General features: G+C 30.9%; 15 protein-coding genes. 12 read left to right on the top strand and 3 right to left on the bottom strand.

Going from position 1 to position 18,573, the window contains the following annotated elements; genetic code table 11:
- The first annotated feature begins 43 nt into the window (after nucleotides 1–43).
- From DY249_RS07355 to DY249_RS07320, 8 genes are all read left to right on the top strand, one after another.
- Nucleotides 44–1,045, top strand: a complete 1,002-nt coding sequence (locus DY249_RS07355) for a sigma-70 family RNA polymerase sigma factor (RefSeq protein ID WP_420535466.1) — start codon at nucleotides 44–46, stop codon at nucleotides 1,043–1,045.
- Between the two features lie 144 nt (nucleotides 1,046–1,189).
- Nucleotides 1,190–2,062, top strand: coding sequence for a Rossmann-like and DUF2520 domain-containing protein (locus DY249_RS07350; RefSeq protein ID WP_115595696.1), 873 nt, complete (start codon nucleotides 1,190–1,192; stop codon nucleotides 2,060–2,062).
- 2 nt (nucleotides 2,063–2,064) lie between these two features.
- On the top strand, nucleotides 2,065–2,895 hold the full coding sequence (gene panB / locus DY249_RS07345; protein WP_115595695.1) for a 3-methyl-2-oxobutanoate hydroxymethyltransferase: 831 nt from the start codon (nucleotides 2,065–2,067) through the stop codon (nucleotides 2,893–2,895).
- Between the two features lie 88 nt (nucleotides 2,896–2,983).
- Nucleotides 2,984–3,817 (top strand): nucleoside hydrolase, encoded by an 834-nt coding sequence (locus DY249_RS07340; protein WP_115595694.1) that lies wholly within the window; start codon nucleotides 2,984–2,986, stop codon nucleotides 3,815–3,817.
- Nucleotides 3,814–4,332: an FUSC family protein gene (locus tag DY249_RS07335; protein ID WP_101539637.1), complete on the top strand. Its 519-nt coding sequence runs from the start codon at nucleotides 3,814–3,816 to the stop codon at nucleotides 4,330–4,332. The genes DY249_RS07340 and DY249_RS07335 overlap by 4 nt, the downstream gene beginning before the upstream one ends.
- A 69-nt stretch (nucleotides 4,333–4,401) precedes the next feature.
- A complete protein-coding gene (locus tag DY249_RS07330) occupies nucleotides 4,402–5,412 on the top strand; it encodes a CAP domain-containing protein (RefSeq protein WP_172540079.1) in 1,011 nt (336 codons plus the stop codon).
- Between the two features lie 105 nt (nucleotides 5,413–5,517).
- On the top strand, nucleotides 5,518–6,177 hold the full coding sequence (locus DY249_RS07325; protein ID WP_115595692.1) for a hypothetical protein: 660 nt from the start codon (nucleotides 5,518–5,520) through the stop codon (nucleotides 6,175–6,177).
- Nucleotides 6,178–6,300: 123 nt separating this feature from the next.
- Nucleotides 6,301–7,317 carry a hypothetical protein gene (locus DY249_RS07320; RefSeq protein ID WP_115595691.1) on the top strand — a complete coding sequence of 339 codons (1,017 nt, stop codon included), beginning with the start codon at nucleotides 6,301–6,303 and terminating at the stop codon, nucleotides 7,315–7,317.
- Between the two features lie 34 nt (nucleotides 7,318–7,351).
- Here DY249_RS07320 and DY249_RS07315 read toward each other — a convergent pair whose 3' ends face one another.
- Complete coding sequence (locus DY249_RS07315) at nucleotides 7,352–8,878, bottom strand: ClC family H(+)/Cl(-) exchange transporter (protein ID WP_115595690.1); 1,527 nt, start codon at nucleotides 8,876–8,878, stop codon at nucleotides 7,352–7,354.
- A gap of 19 nt (nucleotides 8,879–8,897) precedes the next feature.
- Entirely contained in the window at nucleotides 8,898–9,560 is a 663-nt protein-coding gene (locus DY249_RS07310; RefSeq protein WP_115595689.1) for a hypothetical protein, read from the bottom strand.
- Between the two features lie 67 nt (nucleotides 9,561–9,627).
- Here DY249_RS07310 and DY249_RS07305 point away from each other — a divergent pair, with 67 nt between their 5' ends.
- From DY249_RS07305 to hemZ, 4 genes are all read left to right on the top strand, one after another.
- Nucleotides 9,628–10,167, top strand: coding sequence for an ECF transporter S component (locus DY249_RS07305; RefSeq protein ID WP_115595688.1), 540 nt, complete (start codon nucleotides 9,628–9,630; stop codon nucleotides 10,165–10,167).
- Between the two features lie 42 nt (nucleotides 10,168–10,209).
- Nucleotides 10,210–10,629, top strand: a complete 420-nt coding sequence (locus DY249_RS07300; RefSeq protein ID WP_115595687.1) for a PPC domain-containing DNA-binding protein — start codon at nucleotides 10,210–10,212, stop codon at nucleotides 10,627–10,629.
- A gap of 7 nt (nucleotides 10,630–10,636) precedes the next feature.
- On the top strand, nucleotides 10,637–11,269 hold the full coding sequence (locus DY249_RS07295; protein ID WP_115595686.1) for a CpXC domain-containing protein: 633 nt from the start codon (nucleotides 10,637–10,639) through the stop codon (nucleotides 11,267–11,269).
- Nucleotides 11,270–11,336: 67 nt separating this feature from the next.
- Entirely contained in the window at nucleotides 11,337–12,623 is a 1,287-nt protein-coding gene (gene hemZ, locus DY249_RS07290) for a coproporphyrinogen dehydrogenase HemZ (RefSeq protein ID WP_115595685.1), read from the top strand.
- Between the two features lie 79 nt (nucleotides 12,624–12,702).
- Here hemZ and DY249_RS07285 read toward each other — a convergent pair whose 3' ends face one another.
- Nucleotides 12,703–18,561 (bottom strand): S8 family serine peptidase, encoded by a 5,859-nt coding sequence (locus tag DY249_RS07285; RefSeq protein ID WP_245943554.1) that lies wholly within the window; start codon nucleotides 18,559–18,561, stop codon nucleotides 12,703–12,705.
- Nucleotides 18,562–18,573: the final 12 nt, after the last annotated feature.

The raw sequence follows: 18,573 nt of genomic DNA, 5'->3' as shown, positions 1-18,573 counted from the left end.
AAGGGTAGTTGAAAGGATACGCTCTTTCTTTAACTCAGAAGATATGGGTAAAGAAGAAATAGCTAGTGTCCTAGAAGAACTATCCGATGATGAAAGAGAAGAGTTAATAGACTTTATCGAGCAAGAGGAAATAGTAGAAGATGAAGTTTACGATGAAAAAGATGATATAGATGAAGACGATGATATAGATGAGGATGACGATGAGGAAGAAAGCAAAGTAAAAAGAATCGAATCAACTGCCATCACACCAATAACTCGTAGTGACATGATGAAAATGTCAGATTTAACAAACGAGGAAATCGTAGAACAATTTCAACTAGGCAATCAAAACGCTCTTGCAGCTTTAGTAGAAAAGAACCAAGGTCTAGTTAGAAGTCGTGCTTCATATTTTTATAGGTCACATGGAAATGATTTAGACTTAGAAGACTTAGTCCAATCAGGAATGCTCGGCATGATAAGAGCTGCAGAAAAATTTGACCTTTCACTTGGATATAAATTTACAACATATGCCTACAAATGGATAGATAAGGCTATCAGAAAGGCCATCAATAAAGAAGGTCACACCATAAGAATACCAGCAGGAAAATATCTAAAACTTAACAAATTAAAGCAAATATTAAAGGCCAATCCAGAAGCAAGTGATGAAGAAATTTACAAAATTTTAGAAAAAGAAGGTATAGATAAAAAGCAAGCCGATGATTTGTTTTTAATCAACCGTAACCAAGTAAATTCTACATCATTAAATATCAACTTAGATAGTGAAGACTCTACCGGAGATGAGCTAATGGATATGGTAGGGGATGAATCAACCCCAGTTGATGTTTTAATTTTAGAGCGTGATATGGAAAATTTCCTAATGCAAGCCCTAGACCAACTTACAGAACGTGAGCGACAAATAATTATTTATCGCTACGGTCTAGATAACGAAAAACCAAAAACCCTAGAAGAAATAGGATCTATCTATGACTTATCCAGAGAAAGAATAAGACAAATAGAAAACCAAGCCCTAGGTAAATTAAAAGAATATTCAGATGCTGAAAACTAGAAGGTGCGAGATTAATCGCATCTTTTTTTATTTACAAGTATGATAAATTTATATCAATATTTTAAAATTTATGTTACTATAATAAGTAAATAGGTTTTTAAATATAATTTTACTTATTTATTATAAAAGGAAAGGAGGGGTTATATGTATAAAGCGGCAATCATAGGCGCTGGGAAGGTTGGCACTTCTTTAGGACTTTATTTTTTTGATAACAATCATATAAGTCTTGAGGGATATTATAGCAAAAGTAAAAAAAGTGCAGACTATAGCGCAGGACTAACCAATACTAAGTCTTTTAAAAATTTAAAGGAATTAGTTGATAACTGTAATATTATTTTTATAACCACTACAGATGATCAGATTCTAAATGTATGGGAAAATTTAAAAAAATATAATATAGCAGGCAAGATAATTTGTCACTGTAGTGGGAGTCTAAATTCTCAGATATTTTCAAGAAATAAGTTGGATTTTCACCCTATTTCTATGCATCCTATGCTTGCATTTTCTAGTAAAGAAAATTCTTATAAGGATTTAGATGGATCCTTTTTTACATTAGAAGGTGATAAGAAGGCTCTAGAGATATTTACTAAAAACCTTGATAGACTGGGTAATCCTTATAAAATAATAACTACGAAAGATAAAAGTGGCTATCATTTATCTACTGTTTGTATAAGTAATATGGTAGTAGGTCTTTCTTATATGGCTGAGAAAATATTAAGATTTTATGGATTTACAGATAAAGAATCATTAGAAGCCTTAGAGAGCTTGGCTAAAAAGAACATGGATAATATATTTGCTAAAGGAGTAGTTAATTCACTAACTGGCCCTATAGAAAGAGCTGATATAAACACTATTAGTTCTCACATAAAATATCTTAAAGAAAATGATATCTATATAGAGAAAGAAGTTTATCTTGATATAAGTTTATTATTGATTGAAATAGCAAAAGAAAAAAATCCAAATAGAAACTATGATAATTTAAGGTCTAAATTAGAAAAAGAAAAAGGAGAAAATTAAAATTGAAAAATACTGCATTGACTTTTAAAAAAGCAAAAGAAGATGGCGAAAAATTAACTATGATAACTGCTTATGACTACACAACAGCTAAGCTAGTAGAAAAGTCTAATATAAATTCAATCCTAGTAGGTGATAGTTTAGGGATGACCATGCTTGGACTTGAGGATACCCTTAGTGTAACAGTGGAAGATATGATTCATCATAGTAAGGCTGTAGCTCGTGGAGTAAAGGATACTATGGTTATTTGTGATATGCCATTTATGTCATATACCAATACAGATATTGCAAAAGCTGTAGAAAATGCGGGTAGGCTTATGAGTGAAGGTAGAGCAAATTGTGTAAAACTAGAGGGTGGAACAGAAGTAAAAGAAATAATAAAAGCTATTGTAGATGCCAAGATACCAGTATGTGCTCATATAGGATTGACTCCTCAATCTATCAACTCTCTAGGTGGGTTTAAGGTTCAAGGTAAGGATATAGAAACTGCTAAAAAGTTGATTGCAGATGCTAAGGCAGTAGAAGAAGCAGGGGCCTTTGCTGTAGTTTTAGAATGTGTACCAAAAGGATTAGCAACTAAGATAAGCAAAATGCTCAGTATACCAACTATAGGAATAGGTGCAGGTGATGGATGCGATGGGCAAGTTTTAGTTTATCAAGATATGCTTGGAATGTACGATGACTTTACACCCAAATTTGTAAAGCACTTCGCTAATATAGGGGAGGATATAGTAGAGGCATTCAATCGATATGATAAAGAAGTAAAAGAAGGTATTTTTCCAACAGATGATCACAGTTTTAAAATAAAAGAAGATGTACTTAATCAAATTATATAAATGATAATTATGTTATAAATTGATTCAGTTAGGTCCACAATATGGTAAAAATTTATAGCCTTAGTATAGTAAAAAAAAGTGAGGTATTATGGATTACGAAAAACCATTTATTTTTATAGATACAAATTTTGGACTTGATGAAGCTTTAATGATAAAAATGGCATTTAATTCTTTTGATTTTGAAATTCTTGGTATGTCTACATCTGATGGTAAGATGAATCCAGTTTTAGCGGCAGAAAATATTGTAGGACTTTCAACTGAAGAAGGACTATTTTTGCCAGTTGCTGCTGGCAAGCCTTTTAGTGATTACCATCATTTAGATAAGGAAATTTTTTCTACAACAAAGGACTATATAGAAAAAATGCCAGCCTATGAAAATATAATTGATAAGGCAGAAGATTGCGGTAGACTTGATATAATCGCCACATCAGGACTTACAAATATTGCAAAAGCCCTAGAAGAAGCTCCAGAAATAGAAGATTATATCTCCCATATTTTTATTCTGGGTGGAGAAACAGATGAAGAAGTTTCAGGTACTTTCATCGAAGATCCCGAAGCTGTTGATAAAATATTAAATACAAGCATAGATTTATTTTTATTGCCTTTAGGGATAGCAAATGAGCCACTTCTTTCAGATGATATGATTGCTAAACTTTATGGTAAAGATAAAAATCTAGACACTATTTTAGATGAATTTAAAAATGAACCTTTAGAAAATAGACTACTAAAAGCTCCGCTGCTTTTATACCTAACCCAAGCACCAGAGGCCTTTATTTTTGAAGAATCCGGTTTTGGTGTTATTACTAGTGATCTTGAGGGAGAAGTGGGTAGTCTTTATAGAACAAATAGTCGTAAAAAAAATTATAGAGTTACCAGGGTAAATGAAGAAGTCTTTTACGATTTTCTTCTAGGTAGTCTATGAGTTTTAAACCACCGGGCTTAAGAATAATAAAGACCTTTGTTGCAGTTACTATGGCTATGCTTATTTCTGCTCATAGACCTGGCGATGGACTTCCTTTTTATAGTGCAATAGCTGCTATTATTTGCTTAAAATCAGATGTAGAAGGTTCGAGAGAAATAGGTGTAAACAGAATAATTGGTACATTTTTAGGTGGTTTTTGTGGACTTATTTACCTTTTATTAGTTCCAGCAAATAGCTTACCTAAAAATTTAGAAATACTTTTAATAAGTTTTATAGCATCATTTATAATCTGGATAATGGCCCTTGCCAATAAACCTAAGGCGATTTCTATAATGGCCATAGTTTTTTTATCCATTACTATAAATCATGGAACTGACACTATGCCTTTCTTATTTGCCCTAAATAGAACTTTAGATACTATGGTTGGGGTAATATCTGCAATTATAGTTAATCGGTCAGACTTTGAATTTAGAGATAGGCATAGTCCGCCTTATTTTAAAAAAGATAAAAAATGAATTTTCATATAAATTCTGCTAAAAATCTAGTATATAATATATACAAAATAAATGTTTTTAGGAGATTGTATGAAAAATATTAAAAAATTAGCCCTATCCATTGCTATCTCTTTTGCCCTTTTAGGAGCAAATCCAGTTTTTGCAGCTACTAGATTAGATTTGGGTGTAAACACAGGAAATGTTAGTTTTAGTGAAGGAACCTTTAATTTAAGCCAGGATGAAAATCTTAAAAACCAAGTTTTAGCAGAAGCGCGTGCTATAAGATCTAGACTATGGGATGAAAACATTCTATATACTTTGGATGAAAATTCAAATTCAAAAAGCGAACGTCTACAAGATGTTGTAAAAGCAAATGGTTATGCAAATAAAGAAGCTTACGTAAATGGATTAACTTGGTCAAATGACTTAGAAAAAATTGCCATCCAAAGAGCCTACGAGCAAACCCTAACAGGTCTATCCCACCAAAGACCAGATGGGTCTAGTATGAGTACATCAGCCACAATAAATGGTATCCACCCGGGTGCAGAAATTTTGGCATCAAGTACAGATAGCCAAAATCCAAAAAAATCTTTTGGTCAATGGTCTTTTGAACCATCCAAGAGAAAAAATAATAAGTCAGAATATCAACTGCTAAAAGAAGCTAAGGGAGTAGCAAACGCTGATAATGGTCATCTACACATAATACTTGACCCGGAATTAAAACACATCGGTTTTGCAGCCCTTAATACAAATGCTAAGTGGAACTATGGAGTTGGAATATTTGATTTTGCTATTTCTGGTAATAACCAAGCTTCAGCAAACTTAGTAGGTAGTTTTAATATCTATGCAGGAGATATTAAAAGTGCTCCAAAAATAGAAAATAAAACAGTAGCACCAGCAAAAACAACAGAATTGACAGCCGCAAGTGTTGAAAAATTAAGAACTTCAGTAAGCAATGCTAAAAGAACCATAGCAGGGGCAGAGTTATTAATGAAAACAATGCCAAAATTTGCTAAAGAAAATGGGGACAAAATCAATGAATTAATAGCAAATTCACAAAAAATAATTGACCAAGCAGAAAAAATCTTAGCAAAATATTAAGACCAATTTAAAAGACAGATTGTATCTGTCTTTTTTTAATGTAAGTATGTTTTTAATAATTAATATGTTAAAATATTATTAATAATACATATTAAAGGAGAAGATATGAAAATAAAAAAGATATTGCCAAAAGCCTTAGCAGTAGCTATTTTAACATCAACGCTTGCAAGCACAAGTTTTGCTAGTGGTAGTGTAAATACAAATTCAGGTCTTTATAGGTCAAGAAGAACAAGACAAGCTTATATGAATCTAACAGCAGATCAAAGACGCGAGATAGATGCCATCAACACTAACAACAACACTCAAATAACCATAAAAGAAGTTAAAGCCCATGGTAAATATAAACTGCCAATAGTAAAGGGTCAAAATTATTTATATGCATTTATGGATGATAGAAATAATAATGGCATGGTAGGAGAAAATGATAAGGATGCTGTAAATAATCCAATCTCAGCAGAAAAAGAAGTGGCAAGAGAAGAAGTTTTGGAAAAAGAAGCTATCACAGAACTGCCTGAAACCGAAACAACTACTAGCATAGAAGGAGTAGATGAAGAAAAAGAAGCAAATATAATTCCAGCAGAGTATCTAGATAGGCTAGAAGAATCCTTAAAGAAAGCTAAACAAACCATATCAGCAGCAGAAGTATTAACCAAAACCATGCCAAGATTTGCCACAGAATATGGGGAAGTACTAAATAAATTAATAGAAGACCAATATAAGATAATAACTAGAGCAGAAAGCATCTTACAAGCCAATGGTAGGTAAGTGTTGAGAAATTATCACTTTATTTTTAAAAAAGTAAATAAACATAAAATTATAGATAACAAATATGTTATTTTATAGATTAATTGGTTAATATATTAATATAATAAAATTTAAGGAGTATATATGAATAATTTTAAAAAGATAACAGCTGCAGCCCTAGCTATTTCGTTTTCTTTTTTAGGGGCTGGTGTAGTTGGTGAAAGTAATGTAAGTTTTGCAAGTGAGAATAAAAATGCGCCAAAGGTAAATTTAGATATTCAACCATCTAATGCGCCATACCAAGAGAGTGTAGTAACTTTAAATCAAAATGATGCAACTAGACAAGCAGTTTTAAACCAACTCAGAGATGTAAGATCCAAAGCTTGGGATGAGAACTTAAAATTACAATGGGATGATAACGGTAATACTAAAAAAATAAGAGATATTTATAATGAATTTACCGGAGATTCTAATGATAAAGAAGGATATGTAAATGCATATGGGTATAGTTTGGAACTTGAAAGATTAGCATTACAAAGAGCATACGAATTAAGTTTAACTGGGGATAGTCAAGAAAGACCAGATGGCACTCGTTATGAAACTTTAAATTATAAAGGACTAAATTTAGGCCTTCATTCTTGGGTATATGATGATTATGAAAATGATATATCTCCAGAAATTCTATTCGATACTATACTTTATAAAGATATAGAGAGCGGTAATGGTTATAAGAGATTTATCGAAACAAATGGCTCATATGAAACCACAGGTTCGGTGTATGATATGCTAATGTTCCAACCAACATTTATGGGAGTTGGCTATGGACAAGTTAAAAACCCAGAAACCGGTAAAAATATTGCAGTAATCGCATATGACTTAGATCCATTTTTCTTTGTTAACGGTCCTAAAAAAGTTGATTATGTTGGCGATTACACAATGAGCTTTGGTAATCCAAATTTCAAACAATTTTCAAAAGAAAGATTGGATAAACTAGAAAAATCAGTTAAAAATGCAAAAGAAACTATTGAAGGCGCAAAAATTCTAATGCAAAAAATGCCAAAATTTGCCAAAGAACATGGCAATGAACTTAATAAATTAATTGAAAAACAAAATAAAATTATAGATAAGGCTGAAGCTATTTTAAGAGCAAATGGTAGGTAAGAAAAACGAGCTTATATGCTCGTTTTTTTTATTTTTATTCTATTTTTAAATACTCATCTATTTCCAAAGCATCTTCTGTATTTAGTAAAACTGTTATCTTATCTCCAAGTAAAATTTTGTCTTCTGCATTTGGTACAAATTCTTTGTTGTCCCTTTCTATAGATATAATTAAAATGTGTCTTGGAAATTTTATTTCCTTTAGTTTTTTATCAATTACATCTAATCCATCTACTATTGTGTATTCCAAAATAGAATAATTTCCTAGGTCTGTTTCATTAGGAACTAGTAAGTTTTTATCTTCTAATTGTCTTTCGAAAAGTGTTTCATAAATTGGGTCTATCTCTAAAGATTCTGCTACATAATAAGAAACTATTACTACAATTGATAAGGCGATTAAGTGCTGAAAGCTTGCAGCCATTTCTGAAACCAAAATTACTGAAAGTATAGGACTTCTAACAACTGAGGCAAGTATTCCACTCATGCCCAAGATTATAAAGTTTATGTAATATTGATCTACATTTATGCCATTTTCTAGCATGGCAAATATTAAAGCCCCACAGCTACCGCCGATTACAAGAACTGGTAGAAATATACCACCTTGGACTCCGGATCCGTAGCAGAATGTTGTATAAAATAATTTTAAAATTAGAATTGCGAGTATATATTTAACAGGGAATCTCTTATGAGCCATCTGTTCTAAAAGTCCGTGTCCACCTCCAGTTACTTCGTAAAATGTAAATCCTATTACAATTGTAACAGCCATTAGTAAAGTGTATTTTAAGATTTTTGAATCTATTTTTTTAAATAAATTTTGGCACTTTACTATCATTATATTGTAGAAGCTACCTATGAAACCTGTTAAAATACCTATTAAAATAGCTACCCAAATAAGACGCATTGGTAGAGATTTAGTAACTGCAAATGAAAAGGAGCTTTCTGCTCCCATTATTACAAAAGAAACGTAATTGGCAATTATTGATGCTATAAATGCGGGCAAGAGAACATATTTTGAATATGTTTTATGAAGCTCTTCTATAGCAAAAATACAACCAGCCAATGGTGCATTAAAGGCTGCGGCAAGACCTGCTGCTGCTCCAGCAGTGATCATATATTTAATTTCATCAGGTGGTCTTTTAAAAATTTTACCTATAAATTTTGCACTTGCACCACCCATTTGTATGGATGGACCTTCTCGGCCTAGAGAAAAACCCATAAGATTTCCAAGGCTTCCACCTACTATTTTTGAAATAATGGTTGGCCACTCATTCATTTTAAATTTTCCTAGGATTTCACCGCGTATTTGTGGTATACCGCTGCCTCCAGAAAGAGGAGCCCATTCTAGTAATTTGCTAATTAGAAATGAGATTATAATAGCCATAGTTAATAAAATAATGACTGATTTAAAATCAAAATTACTATATAAAACTTTCCTGCTGCTGTCCATTTTGGAAATTATAAATCTATATAGGACAGAAAAAAGTCCGGCGAAAGTACCTACAATCACCGAATCGGTTAGCATTCTAAATATTAATTTTCTATTATTATTAAATTCATTTTTCATTCTTACACCGGATATTTATTTAATTTTTTGGGAAAATACGAAAGTTTATTCCGTTTATCATTTCTACATCATAGGGACTATCAGCAAAATACCCTTTTAAAAATGCATATCTGTAATCATGGTAGTTAGACTTTTCATCGTTTAAATTTATATTATCATTATTACTTATTTCAAAACTTTCGTGATGGTCATGGTTATGGCCACCTTGACAAACATTATCCTTGGAATCTTCTGGATTTATGGTTTGACTTTCATATTTACTATGCAAATTGTTATTAGTTATTAAATATAAATCGCCGTTGTTATCTATTTGGGCAGCAAGTCCTCTATCGCAAGGCATACCGTCTAATAAAAGCATATTTAGATCTGTAAATACACTATTAAAGTTAGAAAAATCTTTCCCTTGGGCATTTATTTTGCCAAATTCATACAGTTTTTCTTTGGTATTTTCACTGTTATTTAAGGCATAGTTTAACCTATTTTCTACTACATCTATTTTAGAATCAAGCCAGCCGTGGATATTTTCTTGATCGATTAGATCTTCTAAAGGATCAGTTGAAACTGCTTTATTTATTTTATCGACTTTGCTTGTATCTCCATCTAAAAGATAATTTGTTATTTTATCTTGAAATTTTATTTTTTCATACATCATATAATGTATTGGTCCTAAATTTTCACTCATTTATATCACCTCTATTATATTCTACTGGTTATTTATATGATATACTATAATTAATCTAGGAGGACTTATGAAAAACTTAACGACAAAAAAACTTACATATGTGGCACTTTTTGCTGCTCTCACCTTTGTTTCCAATTATTTGCAAATACCTATGGTAACTCCCTTTGGCAATACGCGTTTTCATTTGGGAAATGTTTTTTGCTTATTATCTGGAATTATTTTAGGTCCTCTGTATGGTGGTCTAGCTGCAGGCCTTGGACCAGCTTTATTTGATCTTTTTGATCCAATTTATTTTACATCCGCGCCAACTACTTTTATAAATAAATTTGCTATGGCAGCTGTTGCTGGTTACTTTTTTTATAAAAAAATAGATCGAGAGAATAAAGCTAGAATTGTTATTGCTTCTATTTTAGGACAATTAACCTATATTATCCTATATTTGGTCAAAACTTTTATTGAAGATTATTATGTACTAAATCTTACAAAAGTAGCTACAATGACAGAAATAACTCAAAAAGCAAGTGTTTCATTAGTTAATGGTATAATTTCTGTAATTTTTGCATCTATACTTGCCATACCTCTTTTAAAAGCAGTCAAATTTGAATAGTAAGCTTATTATTGGGTATCTATTTTTTTAAGAGGTGACTTTATGGATTATAAGAGATTTGGCAATAAAATTGTCCTTAGATTAAAAAAAGGCGATAAGATTATAGAATCAATTAACAAATTAGCAGAAGAAGAGGATATTAAAGCAGCTCATTTTCAAGGAATAGGGGCTGTAAATGAATTAAAAATTGGGGTTTTACATCCAGGAAAAGATGATTATGAATGGGATATTTACAATGAAGATTTGGAAATAACATCTTTAATTGGAAATATTACTATATTTGAAGAAAAACCATTAGTTCATACTCATATTACTTGTGCTAAAGAAGGATCACAAGTAATGGGAGGTCATTTAGAAGAAGCTACTTGCTCATTTACAGTAGAGATTTTTATAGATGTTATTGATGGTAAATTAGAAAAGAAAGCTGACTCTGATCTTGGAATAAATATTATAGAATTTTAGGTGGAATATGCAAACTAGAGAAAAAATATTTGGAATAACTTGCCCAGCTTGTGGAGATACTTTTGAAAAAGAAATGAATACAGCGGTTTTTTCTGCAACAGAGGATAGAGAACTTATACTAACTAATCAATTTGGCATTCAACATTGCCCAAATTGTGGACATGAATTTGTATTAAATTATAGATTTGCCTATACAGATGATGAAATTAAATTTATGATAGTAAATGATCCTCAATTTGTAGATGGCAAGGCAAGACTAGCTTTTAAATCAAGTTTAACTTTACTCGATAAATTTCATAAAGAAGAACAAGAAAAATACCTTACAAGAATGACAAGTGATATAGAAGAATTACGTGAAAAAATAGTTATATTTGAAAATTATTTGTCAGATAAGGCTATAGAAATCATGAAATACATCTTACTAGAAAGCAATGAACTAGCATTTGACCATGATGATGTGATTTCATTTAGATTAGTAGATGGAAACACATATTTAATAAAAACCACTGATGGTAAGGAATATACCCTAGGTTTTGTAAGAGAAGTATATGATAAAATAATTAGCCAGTACGATGGATTATTTGATGCGGAAAATGCTGAAAAAGTAGATAAAAATTGGGCTTATGAATTTTTAAAATAAACTTAAATTTAACCTTAAATTACAGTAAAATTTAAGGTTTTTTTATTGTAAAAGGTATAATTGTACCATGAAAATTTACTTGGAAAATGAAAACAAAAGAAAAAGTGTATATGATATTTTAAATATATTTTACGATGATAGCGAAATAATATTTGCCAATGAAGGTGATATTTTAATATTAGAAAATAAAGTGATTTTTAATAAAAAGAATTATGATTATAAAGATAATTATCAGCTTAAATCTACTTTGTATAACATATTAGTAAAAAAAACTAGCTACAAATCTCCTTGGGGAATGCTTACTGGATCAAAACCATCCAAGCTTTTGCAAAAGCAAAGTCCAGATCAGATAAAAGAAAAATACTTTCTTTCAGATGAGAAACTTAATTTACTAGTAGATATCAAAAATGAACAAGATAAATTGAGATTTAATAAAGATGATTTCAATTTATATATAAATATTCCCTTTTGCCCTAGTAGATGTGATTATTGTTCTTATCCTACACTAATTGGTCCTGACCATGATAGGTCGACTTATATCGATACTTTATGTCATGAAATTGATATGATAGATTTACCTAAAGATCTTGATTCAATTTATGTAGGGGGCGGGACACCATCAGACCTATCCCTCTATGACTTTGAAAAATTATTAGATAAGATAAATGAGAGATTTTTCTCATTTGAGTATATCTTTGAAGCTGGTAGAGAAGACACACTTGATGAGAAAAAACTTAAGCTACTTAGCAATTATGGAGTTACAGGTATTTCTCTAAATCCACAGACATTTAATAAAGAAATAATAAAATCTGTAGGACGCGCTTATGATTACAATCATTTTCTAAAAATGTATGAAAAAGCTCGAGAATTAGGATTTATAATTAATATGGATTTTATAGTTGGACTTGTTGGAGAAAGTGCAAAAAATTTTGAGAAAAACTTTGAGATATTAGAAAAACTTCAGCCAGATAATATCACATTTCACGCTTTGGCTACAAAATCCGGTAGCAAATACAGGGAAAATAATAAAAAAGGTTCCATAGAAGATGCATTGATAATTAGCAAGACCATAAAAGATTTTACAGAAAAAAATTATTATAAAGCCTACTATCTCTACCGTCAAAAAAATATTATTTCTAATTTGGAAAATGTAGGATATCAAAAAAATAATACAGCCCAAAGATACAATATAATTATTAATGAAGAATTAGAAAATGTCATTGGCCTGGGTATGAACGCTAATACTAAGCTTATGAATGGTAAAAAATATCGCAATGCTCGTAACTTACGTGATTACACAGAAAATATAGAAAATATTATAAGGGATAAAAATATGATGATTGAATCAAATTAAAAAAGCTGACAAATAAATGCCAGCTTTTTATATTAAGTAACAAGGAACTTTTTAATCTTAAATTACTAAAAACTTATGTTTACTGAATATCTTTCCAAATAGCAGTAACTGTAATATTATCGTTTACTGTTATTTTATCTTTTGGATTATTTATATCTTCATTTCCAGATACAAGCCATCCAGCAAATTCTTTGCCATCTGGAGCTATGAATGTATTTTCAGGAAGGCTTATTTCGCTTCCTTTCACAACTTGCATTTCTGGAATCTCTCCATCCGCTCCATTGGATTCAAAATTTAAAGACACATAATCTTTTTCTTTATCTTTAAATACTGGTGTGATTTCTATATTTGCTTGAGTATTAAAAGTAAAACCTGGTTTTTTGATAGCATCTCTAACTTTCCATCCAGCGAATTCTTTTTCCTCAGGTATTGCGCCTTCATATTCTGGAAGAGTGAAGTCTTCACCTAAATTTACTTCATTTGTAGTAGCATTTACTAAGACCTCTACTTTTGGATTTTGGACATTTTCTATTTTTCCTGTATTTAAGTCAAGCTTATAAATTTGTACTTTGGTATTCCTTGCATAATCAGTTGCAATAACTTTAATTTCTACTTGATCAGGATTATTGTAATTAGCATAAGAATTTAATAAGCTATTAGCTTGGTATTCTTTTCCATTTACTAAAATTGATTTTTGTTGAATTCTTCCAGGATTTCCACTATCTATCTTATCTGTTATAGATAAATTTACTTCCTTATCTTTACCGTCAATCTCATATTTTAGTCCGATACTGTTATCGAGCTTTTCATCTGTTAATCTAATTTCTGGTTTAGTATTGTCAATAAATATCTTGTATTGTGATCTAATACCTTCTGGCTCACCGTTACCTATATAGTCTTTGGCAGCCCAATCCATGATATCACCATCGTTAGCATCTATTTTTACTTCGAAGTCTTTGGAATTATCACTGTTTAGATCTCCATAAATTAAATATTGATCAACTATGGATTCATTTATTCTAAAGTTCCAGTTAAATCCACCTTTATCACCTACTTTTCCTCGTAAAATTAGTGGACTTTTTCTAATGTAAAGTTCTCCATAATTAGCGTTATCTTCATTTGTATAAGGATTAAAGCTATCATTATCCATATCAAGTTGGACTTTATCTTTATCTATATATACAATTTTGCCAATTTCTTCTACTAAATTTTCATCATTTAGTATAGCTTCTCCATTAGAATTTTTTTCTAGTTTATAGACTTCATATCTTAAGATGGTAAAGCCTTGAAGAGTCTTTATATTAGCTGTTTTAGTTGCTACATCTTTACTATCGTTAGTATATATATTTGATGATAAGGCTTCTAATCCGGTTTTTCCAGGATTTATAGATATTATTTTAACTGCATATCCATTTTTAATTTTTAAATTATCACTTATTTCATAATAAATATTGCCAGCCTCATCGGTTTTCTCTTTTAATCCATGATTTAGGTCAGCTCCGCCAAGCTCTATGATATTTCCATAATTAGATTCGACAGTTGGTATTTTATCTTCTGTCTTCTTAGAGATTTTTTCTTTAGGCATTCTTATATAGATACTTTGGCTGCTACCATTTTTATCGGTTACGTATAGTTCTATATCTCCCTTATAATCAATACCTTTATTATTATCGACATCATTTATATTTGCCCATAGATTGAATGACATTGACTTATCTTTTTCGTTATATGTTGAGGGGATAGTCTTCACTTGGCCTAGCTTGTTAGTTTTTTTCATAGCAGTAGATCTAAAGTAGATTTTAGCATCTTTACTTACGTTTTTGACTACACCTTCTATATCAAATCCACCATTTGCATTTAATATAATCTTTCCTATATAGTTATGATCTTTAAAATAATCTAGGGAATTATCTACAAATTCCATCTTACTTCCATCAAGATATTTACTTGGAAGTCCATATTCATCTATGGAGTTTTCATCTCCATAATCGTAGCTTTCTTCTTTTATACCAGTTAACGGATTTTCTTTTTTGATCTTTTTTACTTTTATAATTCTATTTAGATCTTCATTATCAAGTGATTCAATAGTAGATTTAGTAGTATCTATATTAATACTTGGTTTTCCTTCTAAATTAGCAGAGCTATTAGCTTCATTTTTATCTGATTTTTTTTCACTTGTATTAATATTTTTTAATAACTTGGCGTCTATTTTTCCTGCTGAATTTTTTTCTTCAATATAGTCATCTATATCAGGATCGTAGGAGCTTTTTACAGTAGAGTATCCTAGTTTGCCGTTTATAATTTTTTTGTCAAATTTAACTTGATATAAATCAGTAAAGTTTGAAGCTCCATCTAAAGCAGCAATTTCTATTGTCTTTCCTAAAAGATTTTTATTAGCTCCCAATATTTTATAACAGCTGTTACCATCTTTATCTAGTTTAAAGCCGTTATATTTATTTTTTTCTCCAACATTTACTACTTTAAGTTTATCTAATATTTCGCCATTTTCATCTACAAAGGCAGCTCCTGCAAACCATACTTTGTTAGGAACTTCTTCAAATTTTTGAGGATTTTTTTCTTGTTCTCTGGTAAAGATAGTTTCATTTTTGTAGGCTTCTTTTTGCTTATGGTAGCTATCCTTTATTTTAAGTCTTATTTCATCAGGGTTAGATGCATCAACAGATACAATCTCAGGTGGAGTTCTATCTATTTTTACTGGAATATAGGAGATCTGATATGGATAATCAGGGGTTAGTCTATATTCAAATTTATAGAAATATTGCCCTTCTGCTATTGGCTCAAATTTACCTTCAACATAATTTTTATCGTATTTATCTACTGAATGAGGATTATAGATTAATCCATCCCATCTCAGATCACCATAAACTTTTAGCTTAGAACCCTTTATACCTTTTGAGTCATTTCTTTTAGAGTTTAAGATTCCCTTTATAAAATGATCTACATCGAGTACTTTTAAATAATTTTGATTTTTGGGATTATCACTGTTTACTATAGAAACTTTAGCATCAGCTGCAGATCTTAAAATGAGTGGGCTTGGAGTAAGGCCTCTATCTGTTTCATAATCTTTGATAAGTTTACTTTCTCCAGTGGATTCTAGATCCCAATCTTGTGAATTGTTAAAGGCAAATAAATCTGGGTCTTGATCTAAGCTCTTATTATCATCTTCTCTATTTTGGATAACTCCTGCTGGTTTAAATAAATCTATGCCGTGTTCTCCTCCTCGACCTCTATTTAAGGTTCCAGGTATTTTTGGATTGCCTTCATCATCATAACCTACAATGCCCTTTGAACGAGATCCATCTTCCCAAGCCCATTTATCGATTATAGGTTCATTATTCCAGTCTCCAGCAAATCCCATAAATGGCATAGATAGAGAAGGTTGAGGATTCTTTCTAGTATTTTCTTTTTCTTCTTTTGACTCAAAGTTTATAAATCCTTCTATGAATTTATTTTTGTTAGCAAGGCTTCCAACGTCAAGGCTTGCACCTAAACTATAAGATCCTCTTGCAGGAATTACTATTTCGTTTTTAGCGAAGGTTAGCTTAGCTCCGTCAACTTTTTTTGGATGAATTTCATTAACTGTATGAATTCCAGTTTTGGACTTTTCATCATATTCTTCATCTAATTTTTTTACTTTAATCTCTCCATCTGTAGTAATAGGGGAGGATGATACTTTAAGAGTGATATCCCTATTAGTTGGATTATCAATATTAATTCTGAAATCTTTTTTCTTAGTTTTTATTTCCTTTAGAGAGACAGCTCCATAAGAGTTTGTTTGACCACTAGAGTCCTTTAGATCATAAGAAATTACTAAATTATTTTTAAGAGCTTTCTCAACATTGATAAGTCCGGAACCTTGTTGTCTAGGTGATGCGTAAAGATAAGTTCCATTTTCTTCTGTTTGAGGATCTATCATAGGAGTGGATGTTATTTGTAGCATTATTTTTGTAAGGGATACCAAATCTATTCCTCTACTCTTAATAACTGTTTTTTTGACCATTTCTTTTAATTTAGGTCTAATAATAACTGTTGAACCTGATACTACTGGAGTAGCCATTGACGTACCTGACATATATTGATAGGTATCTTTTCCGTCTATTTTATTTAGAGTTGAGTATATATTTTTACCTGGGGCAGATACATCTGGTTTTAACATTAGATCTACTCTAGGTCCCCATGAAGTAGATCCGGCAGGAACATTAACATCTTGCCAAGGAATTTTTTTATCTAAAAATTTAATATTAAGTTCTTTTTCCTCTCCTACTTTAGGTTTTAGAGAGTTATATAGATTCATATCTATTCTATAGTCTGAGTCTTTTTTAGATTTGATATTAACCTTGTCGGAGCTTCCAGTTAGCATTGACCATAATTTTATACCGTCCATACCAGATATAGAAAATACTTGTACTTTTGTAGCCTCATCTTCTTCATAACCCATAGCTGGAAGGCTTTCCCAATCATCACGGTTATAGTAAGATACAGTATTTACAACTATAACTCCAGCTGCTCCTTTATCAGCTGCTTTTTTAAAAGAATATTTTAAATCTTTTGTGTATATTCTATCCATGATTACAATTTTATCTTTTAGGTTTTTGCCAGCTATATCATCATCTTGACACTTGCCTAAATAAATAAATTTATACTTGTCTTTTTTAAAACTATTAGGATCAAAAAAAGCTCCTATTCTGGAATATCTAAAGTCGTTTCCACCAATATTTACTCCATCAAAATTGATTTTAGTATTTCTGGATGAGCCTACTGCTATGGCATCTTCGTGGGCTGCTGTTCTAGTTACATTTCCAGTATCTGTCATATTTAAGGCATTGTTTGCATATCTATCCCAAGAAGAATTAGATGCGGAAGTTGCATAATTACCAGTTGCAACGCAAACTGGAATGCCATGATTTCTTAGAGTTCTGATTGCTTGCCAATATTTTTCTCCCTTAAGTCCAGTACCTGTAAAACCTGAGGATATAGAAATTACATCTACATCATGTTTTATACAATCTTCAAAGGCATGGAACATAGTTTCATCTCCAGCAAAACCCTCACTAGCATCTGAGTACATCTTATAAGAAAACAATTGAGCATTAGGGGCAATACCTCTGATTCCCTTACCTTTATTAATATCTTCCATAGTATCATTAGCAGCTAGAATTCCTGATATATGCATTCCATGAGGATCGTGATAATCTGAACCGTCATCGTATTTTTCAGTTGTTATTTTTCCTCCATTTAGATAATTTACTGAATGTGGAACCTTTTCTGAAATATAGAAGTTCTTATCGGCTTCTGATAAGTTATCTAATTTTACCTTGGCGACTTTTTTTGCATCATCATCGAGTCTCATTGCCTTATGGCTTGCATCCATACCTGTATCTATATTGGCTATTACCATGCCTCTTCCATCATAATTTTTGCCGAGATTGGGATTTATTGCATTGATATTTTTAAGATAGTTACTTGCCTTGTCTACCTTTACTAGGCTTCTGGCATTTTCCATTAAAGGATTGAGTTTTTCTGATTTTTCTACATCTGCAACTCCTTTAATAGTTTTTATATAATCGATGTTTTCTGGATAAGTAGAGATTGCTAATCCGTTGAATATAATATTATATTCGTAAAGGATTTTGGTATCCTTGATTGAGTTTAATACTTTTTTTATTTTATTTTTATCTGCATTCTTATTAAATTCGATAAAATATACTTCTTTTTCAATATCTGCCTTTATACTAGCTTCGCTAGATAAATAATCATCGATAATTTTGCTCTTTTTCTGCTTGCTTCTATTAATATTTACCAAATCACTATTTTTTTTAGGATTTATTGTTTTTGATGCAAAAGATGGGCTTACAAAGCTAAGTACCATTGATAAAGCTAAAATAAAGGATATAGATTTATTATGATTTTTTTTCAATATATACCTCCA

The organism is Anaerococcus octavius (assembly GCF_900445265.1).
Classification (GTDB): domain Bacteria; phylum Bacillota; class Clostridia; order Tissierellales; family Peptoniphilaceae; genus Anaerococcus; species Anaerococcus octavius.
The sequence above is the reverse complement of the archived record's forward strand: the minus strand, read 5'-3'. Positions and strand labels throughout refer to the sequence as shown.